Origin of the sequence: Dactylosporangium sp. McL0621, assembly GCF_049995355.1 — a bacterium.
Classification (GTDB): domain Bacteria; phylum Actinomycetota; class Actinomycetes; order Mycobacteriales; family Micromonosporaceae; genus Dactylosporangium.
This window is the reverse complement of record NZ_CP188259.1, coordinates 3,757,723-3,775,318: the sequence shown is the minus strand read 5'-3', so window position 1 is coordinate 3,775,318 and position 17,596 is coordinate 3,757,723. Positions and strand designations below refer to the sequence as shown.

11 protein-coding genes and 1 pseudogene are annotated in these 17,596 nt (G+C 76.1%); 8 read left to right on the top strand and 4 right to left on the bottom strand.

The annotated features are described in order from the left end of the window. The first annotated feature begins 34 nt into the window (after positions 1–34). The 6 genes and pseudogenes from ACPPVO_RS17825 to ACPPVO_RS17800 all read left to right on the top strand — a co-directional run bounded on the left by ACPPVO_RS17825 (position 35) and on the right by ACPPVO_RS17800 (position 8,054). The gene (locus ACPPVO_RS17825) at positions 35–3,751 is read left to right on the top strand and encodes a CHAT domain-containing protein (RefSeq protein WP_426512317.1); all 3,717 of its coding nucleotides are present in this window, start codon (positions 35–37) and stop codon (positions 3,749–3,751) included. Then, positions 3,664–4,023: pseudogene (locus tag ACPPVO_RS17820) on the top strand (sigma factor); the annotation flags it as partial. The gene ACPPVO_RS17825 and the pseudogene ACPPVO_RS17820, both read left to right, overlap by 88 nt. A gap of 178 nt (positions 4,024–4,201) precedes the next feature. Beyond that, positions 4,202–5,194 carry a hypothetical protein gene (locus tag ACPPVO_RS17815; RefSeq protein WP_426512316.1) on the top strand — a complete coding sequence of 331 codons (993 nt, stop codon included), beginning with the start codon at positions 4,202–4,204 and terminating at the stop codon, positions 5,192–5,194. Continuing rightward, on the top strand, positions 5,191–6,117 hold the full coding sequence (locus ACPPVO_RS17810; protein ID WP_426514643.1) for an ABC transporter ATP-binding protein: 927 nt from the start codon (positions 5,191–5,193) through the stop codon (positions 6,115–6,117). The genes ACPPVO_RS17815 and ACPPVO_RS17810 overlap by 4 nt, the downstream gene beginning before the upstream one ends. After that, positions 6,114–6,953 carry an ABC transporter permease gene (locus ACPPVO_RS17805; protein WP_426512315.1) on the top strand — a complete coding sequence of 280 codons (840 nt, stop codon included), beginning with the start codon at positions 6,114–6,116 and terminating at the stop codon, positions 6,951–6,953. The genes ACPPVO_RS17810 and ACPPVO_RS17805 overlap by 4 nt, the downstream gene beginning before the upstream one ends. 36 nt (positions 6,954–6,989) lie before the next feature. Next, positions 6,990–8,054, top strand: a complete 1,065-nt coding sequence (locus tag ACPPVO_RS17800; RefSeq protein WP_426512314.1) for an FAD-dependent oxidoreductase — start codon at positions 6,990–6,992, stop codon at positions 8,052–8,054. A 6-nt stretch (positions 8,055–8,060) separates the two neighbouring features. Here the strand turns inward: ACPPVO_RS17800 and ACPPVO_RS17795 are convergent, their stop codons facing one another. Next, complete coding sequence (locus ACPPVO_RS17795; protein ID WP_426512313.1) at positions 8,061–8,576, bottom strand: GrpB family protein; 516 nt, start codon at positions 8,574–8,576, stop codon at positions 8,061–8,063. A 260-nt stretch (positions 8,577–8,836) separates the two neighbouring features. After that, positions 8,837–9,907 (bottom strand): TauD/TfdA family dioxygenase, encoded by a 1,071-nt coding sequence (locus tag ACPPVO_RS17790; RefSeq protein WP_426512312.1) that lies wholly within the window; start codon positions 9,905–9,907, stop codon positions 8,837–8,839. A gap of 122 nt (positions 9,908–10,029) precedes the next feature. Here ACPPVO_RS17790 and ACPPVO_RS17785 point away from each other — a divergent pair, with 122 nt between their 5' ends. After that, positions 10,030–11,931 (top strand): ABC transporter ATP-binding protein, encoded by a 1,902-nt coding sequence (locus ACPPVO_RS17785; RefSeq protein WP_426514642.1) that lies wholly within the window; start codon positions 10,030–10,032, stop codon positions 11,929–11,931. A gap of 2 nt (positions 11,932–11,933) precedes the next feature. On the opposite strand, the gene ACPPVO_RS17780 is transcribed toward ACPPVO_RS17785, so the two are convergent. Together ACPPVO_RS17780 and ACPPVO_RS17775 are read right to left on the bottom strand one after the other, a co-directional pair. Next, entirely contained in the window at positions 11,934–12,665 is a 732-nt protein-coding gene (locus ACPPVO_RS17780; RefSeq protein WP_426512311.1) for a class I SAM-dependent methyltransferase, read from the bottom strand. A 51-nt stretch (positions 12,666–12,716) separates the two neighbouring features. Then, entirely contained in the window at positions 12,717–13,730 is a 1,014-nt protein-coding gene (locus ACPPVO_RS17775; protein ID WP_426512310.1) for a hypothetical protein, read from the bottom strand. Between the two features lie 171 nt (positions 13,731–13,901). On the opposite strand from ACPPVO_RS17775, the gene ACPPVO_RS17770 reads away from it, so the two are divergent. Further along, complete coding sequence (locus tag ACPPVO_RS17770) at positions 13,902–17,555, top strand: helix-turn-helix domain-containing protein (RefSeq protein ID WP_426512309.1); 3,654 nt, start codon at positions 13,902–13,904, stop codon at positions 17,553–17,555. Positions 17,556–17,596 lie beyond the last annotated feature (41 nt).

Here is a 17,596-nt window from a genome sequence, read left to right as displayed (position 1 = left end):
ACGCGGCGCACCTCGATGCGGTACGGACCTGTGGGTGCTGGTCCGCGCGGCCGGCTTCGACGCGCGGCTCGAGGCCCGTGACGGCCTCGCCACCGACGGTGTCGTGTTCGAGGCCGGGTCGCGGCACCGGACGGTGACGAAGCTCGGCGACGACGACCTCGCGTGGCTGCGCGAGCACGACGCGGCCCGCACGACGCGCCACGACCTGCGCCTGGCCGTGGCCGTGGACGGCGGCCGGGTCCGGTGCACCGCCACCCTCGCCGGGGAGGTGCTCGGCGAGCGCGACGAGCCGCTGCCGTTCGGCCGCGACGAGGTGTGGGAGCTGCTCGACCGGCCCGACGCCGAGGCGCGGCTGGCGCGGCTCGGGCAGCGGCTGAGCGGCGCGCTGTTCGACGCCGACGCGCTGGACTACGTGACCGTCCTGCTCACCGCGGGCGTGGACGGCACCGTGCTCGACGTCGTCGTCGAGGGCGACGGGCCCGCGCACGAGCTGCCGTTCGAGCTGCTGCGCCTCACCGACCAGCGGGTGCTCGTCGGCGTCGGCGGGGTGCGGCTGACGCGGATGGTCACCGGCGTGCGGGTACCGTCGCATCCGGCGTCGCCCGGGCCGCTGAAGATCCTCGTGGCGGTCGGGGCGCCCGAGCGGACCGCGAACCCGCCGCTGGACGTCGAGGCCGAGATGCAGGCGATCGTCTCCGTCGCCGGCGGGGTCGGGCGGGCCGAGCTCACCATCCTCGAGGTGGCCGGGGTGGCCGAGATCGCCGCGGCGCTGCGCGGCGACGCCTACCACGTGCTGCACCTGTCCGCGCACGGCTCGCCCTACGGCGTGGAGCTCGAGGACCGTGACGGCAACGCGGTCGAGGTGAGCGCCGAGGACCTCGTGCGCGCGCTGCGCCGCGGCGGGCGGGCGCTGCCCCTCATCGTGCTGTCCAGCTGCGGCGGGGCCGCCGACGCCGACGCCGGGCTGGCGGTCACGCTGCTGCGCCACGGCGCCGACCGGGTGCTGGCGATGCAGACCTCGATCACCGACTGGTACGCGACGCGGCTGCTGACCGGCGTGTACCGCGCGCTCGCCGAGGACAACGCGACAGTCGCCGCGGCCGTCGCCCGGGCGCGGGCCGAGCTGTTCGACACGGCGGCCGGGCGGCGGCCCGAGTACGCGGTGCCGGCCCTGTTCGCCGCGTCCGACGGGCCGCTGTGGGACGGCGGGGCTCCCGCGGTACACCTGGCGAATCCCACCGATCTGCCGACCGGCGCGGGCGTGCGCGAGCTGCTGCTGGGCGACCTGGTCGGGCGGCGCGGGCTGCTGCGCACGGTGACGCGGACGCTGCGCGACGACGTCGCCGGCGCGCCGCTGGCCAACGGGGTCGTGCTCACCGGCCCGGCCGGGATCGGCAAGACGGCGCTGGCGGGCCGGGTCGTGACCCGGCTGCGCGACGACGCCGACCCGTGGGCGATCGTCGTGCACGCGGGCGTCTGGAACCCGCCGCAGCTCTTCGCGGACCTGGCCGCGGCGGGTGTCGCGGCGGCCGGCCCGGACGAGCTGGCCGATGCGCTGCGCGAGCGGCGGATCCTGCTCGTTTTCGACGACTTCGAGCAGAACCTGACCGTCGGCGGTGACGCCTTCGCCGACCCGGGCTTCGCGGAGGTGTTCGCGACGCTCACCGGCGCCGCCGAGCGCGGCAAGATCCTGGTGACGAGCCGGTATCCGCTGCCGGGCGCGGCCGCACTGTCGCGTGTGGACGTCGGGCCGCTGAGCGACGCCGAACTGGCCCGGCTCCTGCTGCGCCTGCCCGGCGTGCGCGCACTGTCCACGGAGGACATGCAGCTGATCGTGGCGACCGTCGGCGGGCACCCGCGGCTCGTCGAGTTCGTCGACGCGCTGCTGCACGGCGGCGCGCGCCTGCCCGAGGTGACCGAGCGGCTGCGCACGCTCACGCGGCTCGAGCACCTGCAGCGCGCCGCCGCGCCGGACGCCGCCCGCCAGGCGGTCGCCCTCGGCGCCCAGGACGTACTGCTGACCGAGCTGCTCGACCTCGTCCCGGCCGACGCCCGCGAGACGCTGCTGCAGCTGGCCGTGTCCCGGATCCCGGTGGGCGCCGAGGACCTCGCCTTCGCCGTGCTCGGCCGCGAACCGTCCACGGAGGACACCGCGGCCGTCGCCGCGCATCTGGACCGGCTCCGCGACCTGACCCTCGCCGGCCTCGCCGACGGCGGCGCAGTGGTCGAGCCCTGGCTGCGCGAGGCGCTCACGAAGGCGCAAGGCGACCGTTTGCCCGAACGCCACCGGCGCGCCGCGGCCGCGTGCCGGCGCATCCTCGACGCGGGCCGGGCCGCCTTCGCGACCGTGACCGAGGGGGTGTACCACCTCGACGGCGACGAGCTCGCCGACTTCGCCGCGCTCGTGCTGCCGAAGCTCTCGGGCGAGGTGGCGGTCGCGGCGTTCCTCGGCGACGTGACGCAGAAGCTGCCGGCCGGGCACCCGGCGTACCTGTCGCTGCTCACCCGCGAGCGCGACGCCCTGGAGGCCACGGGCAGCACCGCCGCCGCCGCGCAGAAGGGCGCGGAGGCGGTCGCCGTCACCGGCCGCGCCGCCGCCGCCGCCGACACCGGCGCGCAGATCGCGCTCAGCTCCGCCCTCGACAGCCAGGGCCGGCTGCTGCACCGTCTCGGCCGCCTCGCCGACGCCCGCCGCCACTACGAGCGGGCGCTGGCGATCGACGTCCGGCTCGCCGAGGCCGACCCCGCCGACGTCCAGCTGCGGCGCAACGTCGGCACGAGCTACCTGAAGATGGTGCGGCTGGCCCTGGACGACTCCGACCCGGACCGGGCCCGCACGATGGGGGACGAGGCCCTGCGGATCCGCCGCGAGCTGGTCGCGGCCGACCCGGACAATCCCGGGCTGCGCTGGGATCTGGCGGTCGGCCTCGGCAGCGTCGCCGCCGGCGGCCGGGCCCCGCTGGAGGAGGCGCTGGGCATCTGGCGCAAGCTCGACGCCGACGACCCCGGCAACGGCCCCCTGCTCTGCCACCTCTTCGACTGCCTCGACGCCCTGGCGGGCCTGGACCCCGGCAACGCCCGCGACCTCACCATGGAGGCCGCGGCGATCGCGGGCCGGCTCACCGACGCGGACTCCGGCAACGCCGGCTTCCAGCGCCGGCTGCTGCAGTCGTACTGGCGCCTCGGCGACATGGACCTGCACGCCGGCGACGTCGCCTGCGCCGCGGGCCACTTCACGGGCGCGGTCGCCCTCGCCCAGCGGCTCGCCGGCGACGACCCGGACAGCGTCGACGCCCAGCGCGACCTGGCCACCGCCCACCGCCGGCAGGCCGACTACGCCGTCGCGGCCGAGCACCCCGAGGAGGTCCGCGGCCACCTCGAGGGCGCCACGGAGGCCGCCGAGGCGCTCGTGCACCGCTTCCCGCGCACCGGCGCCCTGCACCGGGACCTGGCCGAGGCCCGCGAGCGCCTCGGCGACTGGCTGCGCGACACCGGCGACCCGGTCCAGGCCCGCGCCCTCTACCGGCTGGCCCTGGCGAGCCGGCGCCGCCGCGCGGTCCTGGACCCCGAGGACACCGGGTCGCGCCTCGCCCAGGCCGAGGTCCACGCCCGCATCGCCGCCCTCGACGAGGCGGCCGGGCACCGGGGCCGCGCCCGCCGGCAGTGGCAGGAGGCCCTCGAGCTCGCGAAGATCCTGAAGGCGGAACCGCAGATGTCGTACTTCGAGCAGCGCCTGACCGCCGTGTCCTGACCTCGGTGTCACATTCCGGGCCGCGGCGGTGCTTGGAAGATGTGAAGCAGGAACTGCTGCCGGCCGAGCGGAGGGGCGCCGAACCCGTGTCGAGTCCGCCGAGGCGAGGACCGGCCGTGCGGGCCGACCTCGAAGAGGTCTTCCGCACCGCGTACCCGCGGGTCGTCGCCGTCGCCGCCCGCGTCCTGGGCTCACGCGACCAGGCCGAGGACGTGGCGCAGGAGGCGTTCCTGGCCTTCGGCCGCTCGGCGGTGCCGGCCGGCGAGGCGCTCGGCTGGCTCTGCGTCGCCGCCGCGCACACCGCCCTGAACCATCTGCGCACCGGCCGGCGCCGCGCCTCCCGCGAGGAGGCCGCCGGCGCCGCCGACCCGGTGGCGCCGGACGTGGCCGACGACGTCGTGGCCCGCGACGAGCGCCGCCGGGTGCGGGCGGCCCTGGCCCTGCTGCCCCGTGTGCCGGGCCGGGCTCGCCGCGGCCGGCGAGGACGCCGGCCTGATCGAGACGCTGCTGCGCCAGGAGCCGGAGGTCGACGTCGACGCGGGCTGGCGGCGGCTGTCGGTGAACCTCGACACGCCCGAGGGCCGCAGCGCCACCGTGGCCCGGCCCGGCCGGTGGCGGACCGGCTGGCGCAGCCCGGTGATCGCCGCGGCCGCCGCCGTCGCACTGCTGACCGGGGCCACCGCCGCGGCCGCCACGGACTGGCTGCCCATCTTCCGCACCGAGCGGGTCGCCCCGGTGACGGTCTCGCCGGCCGACCTGGTGAAGCTGCCGGACCTGTCGGCGTACGGCGACGTCGCCTTCACCGAGCGCGCCGACGTGCGCGAGGTCCCCGACGCCGACGCGGCCCGGGCCGCCTCCGGGCTCGGGGTGCCCCGGCTGGCCGGCCCGCCCCGCGGGGTGAGCGGCGCCCCCACGTACCACGTCGGCAACCGCGCCAGCGCCGTGTTCACCTTCTCCGCCGCCAAGGCCGCCCGCACCGCCCAGGCCCTCGGCCGGCCGCTGCCCCCGCCGCCCCCGGGCCTGGACGGCAGCCACTTCCGGTTCACCGCCGGGCCCGGCGTGGCCGTCGTGTGGCCGTCGGCGTCGGGGGCGCCGGCGCTGATGGCCGGCCGCGTGCACGCCCCGACCGTGGACTCCTCCGGCATCGCGTTCGCCACCGCCCGCGACTACATGCTGTCGCTGCCCGGCCTGCCCGAGTCGGTCGCGGCCCAGCTGCGCACGTTCGCCGCCGACGGCACCACGCTGCCGCTCATCGTGAAGTCCGGCCAGGAGACCAACGCGACCGCGGACGTCAACGGCGCCCCGGCGATCGTGCTCAGCCTGCGCGACAGCACGATGTCGGCCGTGTTCTGGGTCAGCGACGGGGTCGTGACCGCCGTGGCCGGGACGATGAGCGCCGACGAGGTGCTGGCGGCGGCCCGGGGGCTGCGGTGGAACCCGTGAGCGAACCGTCGGCCGCGGTGTGGTGCTCGGGGCTGCGCAAACGGTACCGCAAGCGCACCGCCGTCGACGGTGTCTCGTTCTCCGTGGCGCGCGGCGAGGTCCTGGGCCTGCTCGGGCCCAACGGCGCCGGGAAGTCCACCGCGATCAAGATCCTGCTCGGGCTGGTCCGCGCCGACGCCGGCGAGGTGCTGCTGCTCGGGCGCCCCGCGGCGGACCCGATGTCCCGGGCGCGGGTCGGCTATCTGCCGGAGCTGTTCCGGTACCAACCCTGGCTCACCGCCCTTGAAGTGCTCAACCTGCACGTCCGGCTCGCGGGGACCCGCGTCCCGGAGCCGGACCGGCGCGAGTGCCTGGGCCTGGTCGGGCTCGCGGACCGCGCCGGCGACCGGGTCGGCGGCTTCTCCAAGGGCATGCAGCAGCGCCTCGGCCTCGCCGTCGCGCTCGTGGCCCGGCCCGAGCTGGTCGTCCTCGACGAGCCGACGAGCGCGCTGGACCCGATCGGCCGCGCCGACGTGCGCGACCTGCTGCTGTCGCTGCGGGACCTCGGCGTCGCGGTACTGCTCAACTCGCACCTGATCGGCGAGGTGGAGCGCGTCTGCGACCGGGTCGTGATCCTCGACCACGGCCGGGTCGCCGCCGCCGGCACCCTGGCCGAGCTGCTCGGCCGTCGCGAACTGCGCCTGCGCCTCGGCGACGTCGGGGCCGGCGCGGAGGCCCGGCTGGCCGCGGCCGGCCCGCTGGCCAAGGACGGCGACACGTACACCGTGACCCTCCCCGCCGAACCGGACGAGTCAACGGTGCCGGCCCTCATCGCCGACCTGGTCGGCCTCGGCGTACGCGTGCACGCCGTCGAGCCCGGCCGGATCACGCTCGAGGAGCGCCTGCTGGACATCCTGCGCACCGGCAAGGGGGACCAGCCGTGAACACCGTGCTGACGATCGCCGCCCTCACCCTGCACGAGGCGGCCCGGCGCAAGGTGCTGCGCTCGCTCGCCGTGCTCACTGTCATCCTGCTCGGCCTGAGCGCGTGGGGCTTCGACCGCCTCGACGCCGAGTTCGGCGACCTGACCACCGGCGAGTCCCGCATCGCCGCGTCGGTGGTGCTCAACCTCGTCATGTTCGGGCTGTCGCTCATCGCCGCACTCGGCACCGCGTTCCTGGCCGGCCCGACCCTGGCCGGCGACGTCGAGTCCGGCATCGCCCAGGCCATCCTCGCCCGCCCGGTCCGCCGCCCCGCCGTCCTGCTCGGCAAGTGGCTCGGCCTGGTCGTCTTCGGCGGCAGCTTCGTCAGCCTGGCCGGCCTCGCCCAGCTCGTCATCGTGCGGGCCACCGTCGGGTACTGGCCGCCGCACCCCGTCGCCGGGCTCGCCCTGCTCGCGGGCCAGACGACGGTCCTGCTCACCCTCGGCCTGCTGCTGTCGGCCGTCATCTCCCCGATGGCCTCCGGCGTCGTGGCCGTCGGACTGTTCGGCGCGACCTGGGTCGCCGGCGTCGTCGGCGCGATCGGCGCGGCCCTGGGCAACACCGGCGTGGCCCGCGTCGGCGCCGTGTCCCGCGTGCTGCTGCCGACCGACGGGCTCTGGCGGGGCGCGATGAACGCCCTGGAGAGCCCGGGCCTGACCAGCTTCGAACCGTCGATGGCGGGCCACCCGTTCCTCAGCGACGCCCCGGCCACGGGCGGGTACGTGGCGTGGTCGGCGCTGTGGGTGGCGGTCATCCTGGGCCTGGCGGCCACGGCCTTCTCGCGGCGCGACCTGTGACGCCGCGGTTTGGCGGCGGGCATTAGCCTCGGTGGGATGCGGGTCCTGGTGGTCGGCGGCGGCGTGGGCGGGCTGGGTCTGGCCCAGGGCCTGCGCCGCCGCGGCGCCGACGTGACCGTCTTCGAGCGGGACGCCGGCCCGCGGGCCCGCCGGCAGGGGTACCGCCTGCACCTGGACACCCGGGCCACGTCGGCCCTGCGTTCGTGCCTGTCGCCGGCCCTGTTCGCGCGGCTCCCCTCGGTCACGGGCCCCCCGAGCCGCCGCGTGACGGTCCTGACGCACAGCACGTCGGTCGACCGCGGCGCCCTGCGGAGCCTCCTGCTGGCCGGCCTGGACGGCACCGTCCACTTCGGATCGGCCTTCGCGCGCTACGCGTCGCTCCCGGACAACCGCATCCGGGTGTACCTCACCGACGGCTCCCACACCGACGGCGACGTCCTCGTGGGCGCGGACGGGATCGGCTCGGGAGTGCGGGCCCAGTACCTCCCGGACGCCCGGCTCGTCGACGTCGGCACCCACTGCGTCTACGGCCGGACCCCGCTGGAGGGCGTCCGGTCGTCGGTTCCGCCGCCGCTGTGGGACGGCTTCTGCCCGGTGACCGACCGCCGCCGCCTGGGCCTGGCCCTGGGCCTGGTCCGCTCCGCCGCCGTGGAGGACTACGTGATGTGGTGCCTTTCGGCGCGCGCGGGCGTCCTGGGCCCCGACCTCGAGTCCCTCTCCCCCGCCGCCCTGCACGCCCTGGTCGCCGCCCGCCTGACGTCCTGGCACCCGAACCTGCGCCACCTCATCGGGGAGGCGACGGTCGCGGAGACGTTCGCGTTGTCGGTCCGCTCGTCGGTACCGTGTCCACAGTGGACCCCGACCCGGGTGACCCTGCTCGGCGACGCGATCCACGCGATGGCCCCGCCCCAGGGCTCGGGCGCGAACCTGGCCCTGCTGGACGCGGCCCGGCTGTGCGAGGCGCTGACCGGCCCCGGCGAGCTCCTCCCGGCGATCGGCGCCTACGAGACGCACATGACCGCGACCGGCTTCGCCGCCGTGCGGGCCTCCTTGAAGGCCTCCCGCCCGTCGCTGCTGGGCCGCCTGCCGGCGCGCCGCTGAGCCGCGTCACTCTTCCCAGACGGACACCAGCGGCAGGCCCCGCTCCCGCCGGGCCGCGTCGACGAGCCGCTGGATGAGCTCGGTCTTCGCGCGCGTGTAGGAGTCACCGCCGTGCCCGGCCGCGGCCAGGCCCTGCTTCAGCCGCCCGTACTCCGCGCGGCCCGCCGCATGCGCCAGGAGGTGATCGCGCAGGAGTCGCTCGTTGCGGGTGGGCCAGGACGCGGCGGTGACGATGTGCAGGTGCACGGCGGGCCCGGCCCCCGGCTCGCGGCGGTAGAAGAGCCGCTCGGGCATCCCGGTCTCGATCGGCGCGTACCCGAGCCCGATCCCGGGGACCGCGTCGAGGGCGGCGACCGCCGCCATGAGGTCGATCACCGGCTTCGCCGGCAGCCCGGGCACCGCGGTGCTGCCGACGTGCTCGATGACGGCGAACACACCCGGGTGCGCGTCCTGCAGCTCGGCGATCGCCGCACCGGCGTGGGCCGGCCAGGCGGGGTCGTGGTCGTGGACCTCGATGCTCATTCCGGGAAGTGTGCCCGCAGCGCGGGGATCCCGCCAGAACGTCGACGGTGTCGGTCAGGGCACGACGCTCCCCTGACGCGTCCGGAGCTCACCCCGCACCGCGCCGCCCTTTCCGCCCGCATCCGAGCCGCCGTCGCCGCCGACCCGCACTGGCGTCAACCTGCGTTACTGGGGTGCGCACGACCTTCCTTGGACGGAGCCCTCGAAGCCGGCCTACGAGCCGCGGCAGGGCACCGACGACGACCCGCCTTTCCAGGGCGCTAGCCGGCCGCGACCTGTGTGCGGGCGACAAGCCACTGGACGGCGTCGAGGTCGGCGTAGCAGCCCTGCAGGTGCCGGTCCGCGGCCGCGCGCGGGTCGAACGCGGTGCGGGCGTGCAGCACACGCGTGTTGTCGAAGATCACGCAGTCGCCGGGCCCGAGCCCGAAGGTGACCATGGCGCCGGCCCGGTTGAGCAGCGCATCGAACGCCCGGTACGCCGCATAGAACGCCTCCAGCCCCTCCCGCGGCCCGGCGAGCGGCTGCAGTGAGCGATTGTTGTACCGGATCTCGCGAATGCGTCCGATCTCGTCCACCCCGATCATCGGCCGCTGCGCGCTCAGCCGCCCCCACGCGAACGTGGCCGGCATGCGCGACAGCACCGCGAAGTGCTCGGGATGCCGATCCCGCAGCAGTACCGCGGCCCGGAACCCGTCCACCAGCCCCGACTCGCCGCCGCCGTCGGCCGCGGCGCGCAGGCAGTGCAGCAGTTGCAGCGTCGGCACCGGGTCGCGGTACGGGTTGTCCGTGTGCGGCGCGATCGCGCGCGAAGTGAACGCCAGGTTGCCCGGTTGCCGCTCGATGCGCACATCGAACAGTTCGCCGTAGTTCGTCGTGCGCACATGTCCGAACGTGCGCGCGACGGCCAGGACGGTGCCGGGCGCGACCGGCGTGTCGCGCAGCAGCACGAACCCGGTGCGCCACAGCGCGTCCAGCGCCGGCCGCGGGTCGGCCCGGAACCCGGCCCACCCCGCCTCGGGCGGCGCGACGCGGTCCCACAGGTCCTTGCCGGTCTCGGTGCGCCCGTCGCCGGCCGCGTCGACGTCGCGGTGCCGGTCCAGCCAGTCGCGCTCGAACCGCGCAACGTGCCCGTCCGTGAAGTGCACGGACACGGTACCGCCGGATTCGGCCGAGGCCGCGACGCTCACCTCGCCGTCGAGGTCGGCGACCGTGTGCAGCTTCTGGCCGCTGCGCGGGTCACGGCAGGCCGGGCACGGGCAGTTGTCGCGCAGCCACAGCGCCGGGAACGGCAGGTCCATGCCGCGCAGGGTGTCACTGATGAATGAACACATGAACAACGGCACCCTTCCGGTGGAGCCGCCTTGTCCCGGGCCCCCGCCGTCGGGCATCGTCGGATGTCGACGGACGGAGGCTCCCCGTGGCCGCACCCAGCGCCGAGGACTCGACCGACACCGTGGCCCGGCCCGTGCCGCGCCAGGCCGGGCCCGCGGACTCGGTGCTGCCCGAGCTGCGGGAGATGTGGTGGGAGAGCGGGGTGCGGGCCCGGGCCGAGGCCGGCACCTGGGCGGTCTTCTCGGAGCTGCCGCGCCTGCTCGCGGCCGCGGTCCGGCTCAGCTGGCGGGCCGACCGGGCCCGCACCCTGCTGGTCGGCGTGGCGACCGTCGGCTCGGGGGCGCTGGCCTCGTTCGGGCTGCTCGCGACCCGGCGGGTGCTCGTCGAGCTGTTCGCGGGCGGCCCGACACCGCAGCGGGTCACCGCGGCCCTGCCCGCGCTCGCGGTGCTCGCCGCGGTCACCGGACTGCGCGCGGGTCTGGGCATCGCGACCGGATACGCGCAGAACGGGCTGACCCCGCGGGTCGACCGGGAGGTCGAACGCGCACTGTTCGAGGTGACGACGGCGGTGCGCCTGGACGCCTTCGACGCCGACGCGTTCGCCGACGACATGGAACGCGCGTCGCGGGGCACCGACTCCGCGGTCGGCCTCGTGCAGGGCGCCATGAACCTGCTCGCGGGCCTCGCGGGGCTGCTCGCCGTGGCCGCCGCGGTGATCGTCATCCACCCGTTGCTGCTGTTCGCGCTGCTCGTGGCGACGGTGCCGAACGCGTGGGCGGCGCTGCGGGCCGGGCATCACCGGTACCAGACCTTCATCGCCGGCTCGGTGCGCCGCCGGCGGCTGTGGCTGCTGCACCGGCTCATGGCCGAGCGCGACTCGGCGACCGAGCTGCGCTCCTACGGCCTGCGCCGGTTCCTGCTCGACCAGTACGACCGCGTGATGGGCGCCGAGACCGACATCCAGCTGGCCCTGGCCCGGCGGGTCACGACCACGACCAGCGTCGGGTCGGTCGTCGGCGGGATCGCGACCGTCGGGGTGTACACCCTGCTCGGTTTCCTGCTCGTTCGTGGTCAGATCCCGATCGCGGCGGCGGCAACCTGCGTCATCGCCGTGCAGACCGCGCAACGTTCGCTCACCACCGTGACCCTGCAGATGGACCGCATCTACACCGACGGCCGGCACTTCGGCGACTACACCGGGTTCATGCAGCGCGCCGCGCAGTACCTGCCCGGCGACGACACCGGCGAGCGGGCCACGCCCGGCCCGCTGCGCCGGCTCGACGTGCGCGGGGTGAGCCTGGCCTATCCGGACCGCGACACGCCGGCCGTCGACGATGTTTCCCTGTCGGTGTACGCCGGGCAGACGGTCGCGTTCGTCGGCGAGAACGGGTCCGGCAAAACCACGCTCGCCTCGGTCATCGCCGGCCTGCGCACGCCGGACGCGGGCACCATCGACTGGAACGGCCGCCCGCTGCCCGACTGGGACCCGGCCGCGTTGCAGGCGCGCATCGCCGTGGTCACGCAGGAGTACCACAAGTGGCCGTTCACGGCCGCCACGAACATCGCCATCGGCGACACCGCCACCGAACCGTCACAACCGCGCATCGAGTCCGCGGCCGCCCGGGCCGCGGCCCACGAGATGATCGTGGAGCTGCCGCACGGGTACGAGACGCTGCTGGACCGCACCTTCGCCAACGGCCAGGACCTCTCCGGCGGCCAGTGGCAGCGCATCACGGCGGCGCGCGGCTTCCTGCGCACCGCGGACCTGCTCATCATGGACGAACCGTCGTCGGCGCTGGACCCGCGCGCGGAGGACGCCCTGTTCCAGGCGATCCGCGACCGCCAGGGCCGCCTGACCACCCTGCTCATCACCCACCGGCTGGCCAACGTCCGCCACGCGGACCGCATCTACGTGCTGCACCACGGCCGCATCGTCGAGGAGGGCACCCACGACGAACTGATCGGCACGGGCGGCCGCTACAGCGAACTGTTCCGCCTCCAGGCCGCGGGCTATCTCGCCTAGCCTCACCGCAACACCAGCAGGTCCAGGGCATCGACGACCGGACCGGACACCGTGCGTGCGGCCTCGCGCAGACGGGCGGCACCGGCCGCGTACGCCTCGTCGCTGATCAGCTTCAGCGGGGTGTGCGCGTCACGCCGCAGCCCCGCGGCGAACTCGGCGAGCGACGCGGCGGTCACCTGCGGGACGGGCCCGCCACCCGCGGTCACGAACCCGGCGGTGGCGAACGCCGCCTCGACGCCGGCGATGCTCGGATAGCGGTCGAGCACGGCGACGGCCTCCGGGAACCAGCGGAACAGGCTGATCCCCTCGTGCCGGCCGGCGAACGCGGACCGGATCAGCACGGGCGCGCCCGGCTTCAGCACCCGCCGGATCTCCCGGGCGGCCGCCGTCAGGTCGGGAATGTGGTGGATCACGGTGGAGAGCCAGACCGCGTCGAGGCCGGCGTCCGCGCACGGGATGTCGTCGGCGGCACCGGGTACGACCGGCTCGAACACGGCACGCTCGCGCATCGCCGCGGCCGGTTCCACCGCGACGACGTCGACCTCGGGCCACCACGAGCGGAAGGCCCGCGCCCAGCTGCCGGTGCCGCAGCCGAGGTCGAGCACGCGCATCCCGGGCCGGGCTGCGAAGTGCCGTTCGATCGCGGCCCGCCAGGTCGCAAGGCCTTCGTCCCGCAGGTGCCGGGTCGCCTGGAACGCGGCCGCGTCCGCACCGTCGTACGCGATCAGAGCCATGCCCCGACCCAACCCCCCGACCACGGCGCAGGCAAGGGGAAGTGCACCGATTCACACCGCACCCGCGTCCACTATGGATATATGTCGAGGATGCGGCGGCGGGACCCTATCGGGCGCGCCGTGTGGCGCAGCGCCTCCCGCACCACCTCGACCGCGGGAGCGCCGCTGGGTCGCGACCGTCACGCACCTGACCCGCCAGCTCGCGGTGCCCGACGCGAACCTGCCCCCGCTGCTGCTGGAGCAGCTGCGCCGGCTGGCCGCCGCGTCCCTGCTCGTGGTGTTCCCGAACACCACGATGACCGCCGCGCGGCTCCCCGAACCGGGCCGCATCCCGCCGGCCGCGGTACGCCGCGCCGTCGCCTTCATGGGCGCGCACGCGGTACGCGCGATGAACACGCTGCGGTTGGGCAGCCCGGTGAGCTCGTCCTGCTGCGCCTGGCGCACCAGCCGCCGCTGGTAGCCGGTCGCGACGAGCGTGAACACGACGATCATGCCCAGCCCGACGGCGAAGGACGACAGCGTCGCCACGAACACCAGCTGCTCGACCCGGTCGAGGCGGGCGCCGGCGGCCCGGGCCGCGGTGTCCTGGGCGTCCTCGGCGTCGTGCAGCAGCGTTTTGATCTGGCCCTCGGCCGGGTCGACCTCGTCCTGGTCGACGCGGCGGATCTCCACCGGGTCGGCCCGGTCGACCGCCAGGAACAGGGCCTCCATCGCGGTCAGGTACTGCCGGTGCAGCGTGCGGGTCCGCGCCGTCAGCACCCGGTCGTTCGCGCCGCCGCGCGCCTCGATGTCCTCGAGCGCCGTCTCCAGCTCGCCGGCCGCGTCGGCGTGCTCGACGCGGGCGTGCCGCTCGGGCTCCAGGCGGTACTGCTGCTCGGCGATCACCTCCAGCGACACCGCCTCGTGGGCGCGGTGGTACGCCTCGGCCAGCGACGACGCCGTGCGCGCCGACGTCGCCGCGTGCCGCGTCGTGACCGTGCCGACCACGCTCACCCCGGTGAGCACCAGCAGCACCGCGGCCAGCCCGATGAACGCGACGCGCCGCTTGGCTTGCGATCGTGACACCGCTGCTCCCGTCCGCGCCCGGCCCACCGTGGGCACTACCCGGATCGTCGGCACCGTTCGGGCTCCGTTGACCGTCCCGCGGTTGCGACTCGGGATCACACGGCCTTACACGTCCTAGGATCCTAGGTGTTATTCCCCGGGACCGTCGCATTCGGTACGTTCTCCTGCGCGATGAGTACTCCCCCCGCCGTACCGGACCCTCGGCGCGTCGACGACCGCGCCGCCTTCGCCGAGGCCCTCACCGCGCTGCGCGAGCGGGCCGGCCTCTCGGTGCGCCAGGTCGCCGCGAAGGCGGGCGCCCGCACGTCGCTGAGCACCCTCGGCGACTGGTTCTCCGGCCGGGGCCTGCCGTCGCTGCACTCCCAGCCGCTGTTCGTGCGCGTCCTGGAGGCGTGCGCGGTGCCCGCCGCCGCGACCGGGGACTGGCTCGACGCCTGGCACCGCATCCGGCACCGGCCCGTGAGCCGCGGGGCCGACGGGGAGCCGTACCGGGGCCTGGCCAGCTTCCAGCCCGCCGACGCCGCCTGGTTCTTCGGCCGCGAACGGATGACGGCCGCGCTGCGCGAACGGGTCGAGGCCCGCCACGCCGCCGGGGGCGGGCTGCTGCTCGTCGTCGGCGCGTCCGGCTCCGGCAAGTCCTCGCTGCTGCGGGCCGGCCTGGTCGCGACCCTGCGGGCCGAGGGCTGGACGGCCGAGGTCGTGACGCCGGTCGCCGGCACGCCGGAACTGCCGGCGACCGGCCGGGTCCTGCTCGTCGTGGACCAGGCCGAGGAGCTGCTCGATACGGGCGGCTTCCTCGAACCGCCGGACGGCACCGTCGTCGTGTTCGGCCTGCGCGCCGACTTCTACGCCCAGGCCCTGGCGCACCCGGCGCTGCTGGAGGCGGCCCAGGAGCACCAGTTCACCGTCGGGCCGATGACCCGCGAGGAGCTGCGCGCCGTCATCACCGAGCCCGCCCGGCGCGCCGGCGTCGACGTCGAGGCCGGCCTGGTCGAGGTGCTGCTGGCCGACCTCGGCGCCGAACACGCCACCCTGCCGCTGCTCGCGCACGTGCTGTTCACGATGTGGCGCGCCGACCGCCGGCTCACCCTCGCCGGCTACCGGCGGGCCGGCGGCATCAGCGGCGCCGTCGCCGCCACCGCCGAGGAGGTGTACACGGGGCTGCCCGAACAGCGCCGCGACCTCGCCCGGCGCCTGCTCACCGCCCTCGTGCACGTCGGCGTCGACACCGTCGACACGCGCCGGGTCGTGCCCACCGCCGGGCTGCTCGCCGAGCTCGCCGTCGACACCGCCGACGCCGCCGACGCCGAGGAGACCCTCGAGCGCTTCGTGCGCCACCGGCTCGTCACCGCCGAGGACGGCACCGTGCGGCTCAGCCACGAGGCGCTGCTCACCGCGTGGCCCCGGCTGCACGGGTGGCTGCGGGCCGGGCGGTCCGGGCTGGTCGTGCGCCAGCAGCTCGCCGCGGCCGCCACGACCTGGCAGCAGGAGCGGCGGGACCCGAGCGCGCTCTACGGCGGCACCCGGCTGGCCGCGGCGCAGGACTGGGCCGCCGAGCACCCGGCCGAGCTCGCCCCGCCGCTGGCCGAGTTCCTGCGGGCGAGCACCCGGCACGCGCGGAGAACGACGCGGCGGTTGTACCGCACCATCGCCGCCCTGTCCGTCCTGGCGCTCAGCACGCTGCTGCTGGCCGGGTACGCCTTTCAGGAGCGCCACGCCGCCGTCGGCCAGCGCAACGCGGCCCTCTCCCGGATGATCGCCGGGCGGGCCGACTGGCTGCGCGACCGCGACCCCACCCTGGCCCGGCAGGTGGCCCTGGCCGCGTACCGGACCGCCCCGACGCTCGAGGCGCGCTCCAGCCTGCTCGACGCGACCGCCACCCCGACCCCGGCCCGGCTCGGCCCGTTCGACCGCGCGGCCCAGGCGGTCGTGCGGCTGCCCGGCGGCCCCCTGCTCGCGGCGGCGGGCGCCGATCACACGGTACGACTCTGGGACACCTCGGCCACCCCCGCCCGCGCCCTCACGCCCCTGCCCGGACCGGCCGCAGCCCTGTTCGCCCTCGCCGCCGCCCCCGACGGGCACACCCTGGCCGCGGCCGGCGCCGACGGGAAGGTCTACCTCTGGGCCGACGCGGTCCGGTCCGCGGCCCCGGCCATTCTCGACGGCCCGGCCGGCACCGTCTACGCCCTGGCCTTCAGCCCCGACGGGCACACCCTGGCGGCGGCCGGCATTGACAAGAAGGTTTACCTCTGGCGCCTCGACGCCGGCCCGCCGTCGGCCACGACCGCCGACGGACCGGCCGACACCGTGCAGTCCCTCGCCTACAGCCCCGACGGGCGCACCCTCGCCGCCGGCACCGCCGACCGGCTCGTGCACCTGTGGAGCGTCGCCGGCCCGGCCGCGCCCGTGCACCTCGCCGCCCTGCCCGGGCACACCGGCAAGGTCCTCGCCGTCGCGTTCAGCCCCGACGGCCGGCTCCTGGCCAGCGGCGGCGGCGACGCGACCGTCCGCCTCTGGGACGTCGCCGACCCCGCCCGCGCGGCCGCGCACGGAGCCCCGATCACGGGCCCGGCCAGCTGGGTCAACGCGGTCGCCTTCGGACCCGGCGGCGATACCGTGCTCGCCGGCTCCAGCGACAAGAGCGTCACCGTGTTCGAGGCCGCCACCGGCCGCCGCCTGCAGTCGCTGCCGCACCCGGCCCCCGTCACCGCCGTCGCCCTCACCGCCGACGGGCACGGGCTGGCCACCGCGAGCACCGACGGGTACGTGCGCACCTGGACCCTGCCCGGCCCGCTGCTCACCGGCCCGAGCGGCGGCGTCTTCGCCACCGCGTACAGCCCCGACGGCGCCACCCTCGCCGTGGCCGGCAAGGACCAGACCGTCCGGCTCTGGCACCTCACCGACCCGGCCGGCCCCACCCTGTGGACCGCCCCGCTGAGCCGCCCGGCCGGCGCCGACGGGTACGCCGGAACCGCCGCCTACGCCCCGGGCGGCAAACTCCTCGCCGCCGCCACCCGCAAGGGCGAGATCGACCTGTGGGACGTCGCCGACCCGGCCCGCCCGGCCCGGCTCGGCGCCCCGCTGACCGGCGCGAAGGACCTCATCGAGACCCTCGCGTTCAGCCCCGACGGCACCGTCCTGGCCGCGGCCGGCGACGACGGCGGCGTGTACCTGTGGGACGTCGCCGGATCCCGGCTGCTGGCCACGATCCCCGGCTCCAAGGCGATCGTGCTCTCCGTCGCCTTCCACCCGGACCGCCCGCTGCTGGCCGCGACCGACACCGACGGCAACGTGCGCCTCCTCGACCTCGCCGACCGCGCGCACCCGCGGCTGCTGACGACCCTGGACGGGTTCGCCGGCTACGCGTACAGCGCCGCCTTCAGCCCCGACGGCCGCCTCCTCGCCGCCGGCAGCGCCGACAAGAGCATCCAGCTGTGGACCATCGCCGACCCGGCCCACCCGGTGCCGCTCCCCCGCCGCCTGACCGGCCCGGCCAGCTACGTCGACTGGATCACGTTCGCCCCCGGCGGCGACCGCCTCGCCGCCGCGTCGACGGACGGCACCGTCTGGGTCTGGGACGTGCACGACCCGAACCGCCCGGCCGCGGTCGCGACCCTGGGCCGCGCCGACGAGGCCTACTACGTCGTCGCGTACAGCCCGGACGGCCGGACCCTGGCCGCGGGCGGCGACGACGCCACGACCCGCCTGTGGGACACCGACCCGGCCCGCGCGGCCGCGGCGATCTGCACCGGCGCGGGCGCGGCGATCAGCCGGTCGGAGTGGGAGCAGTACATCCCGTCGGCGCCCTTCACCCAGCCGTGCTGAGCACCGCTACTCAGCGAACCCGGGTACCTCCACCCATTCGC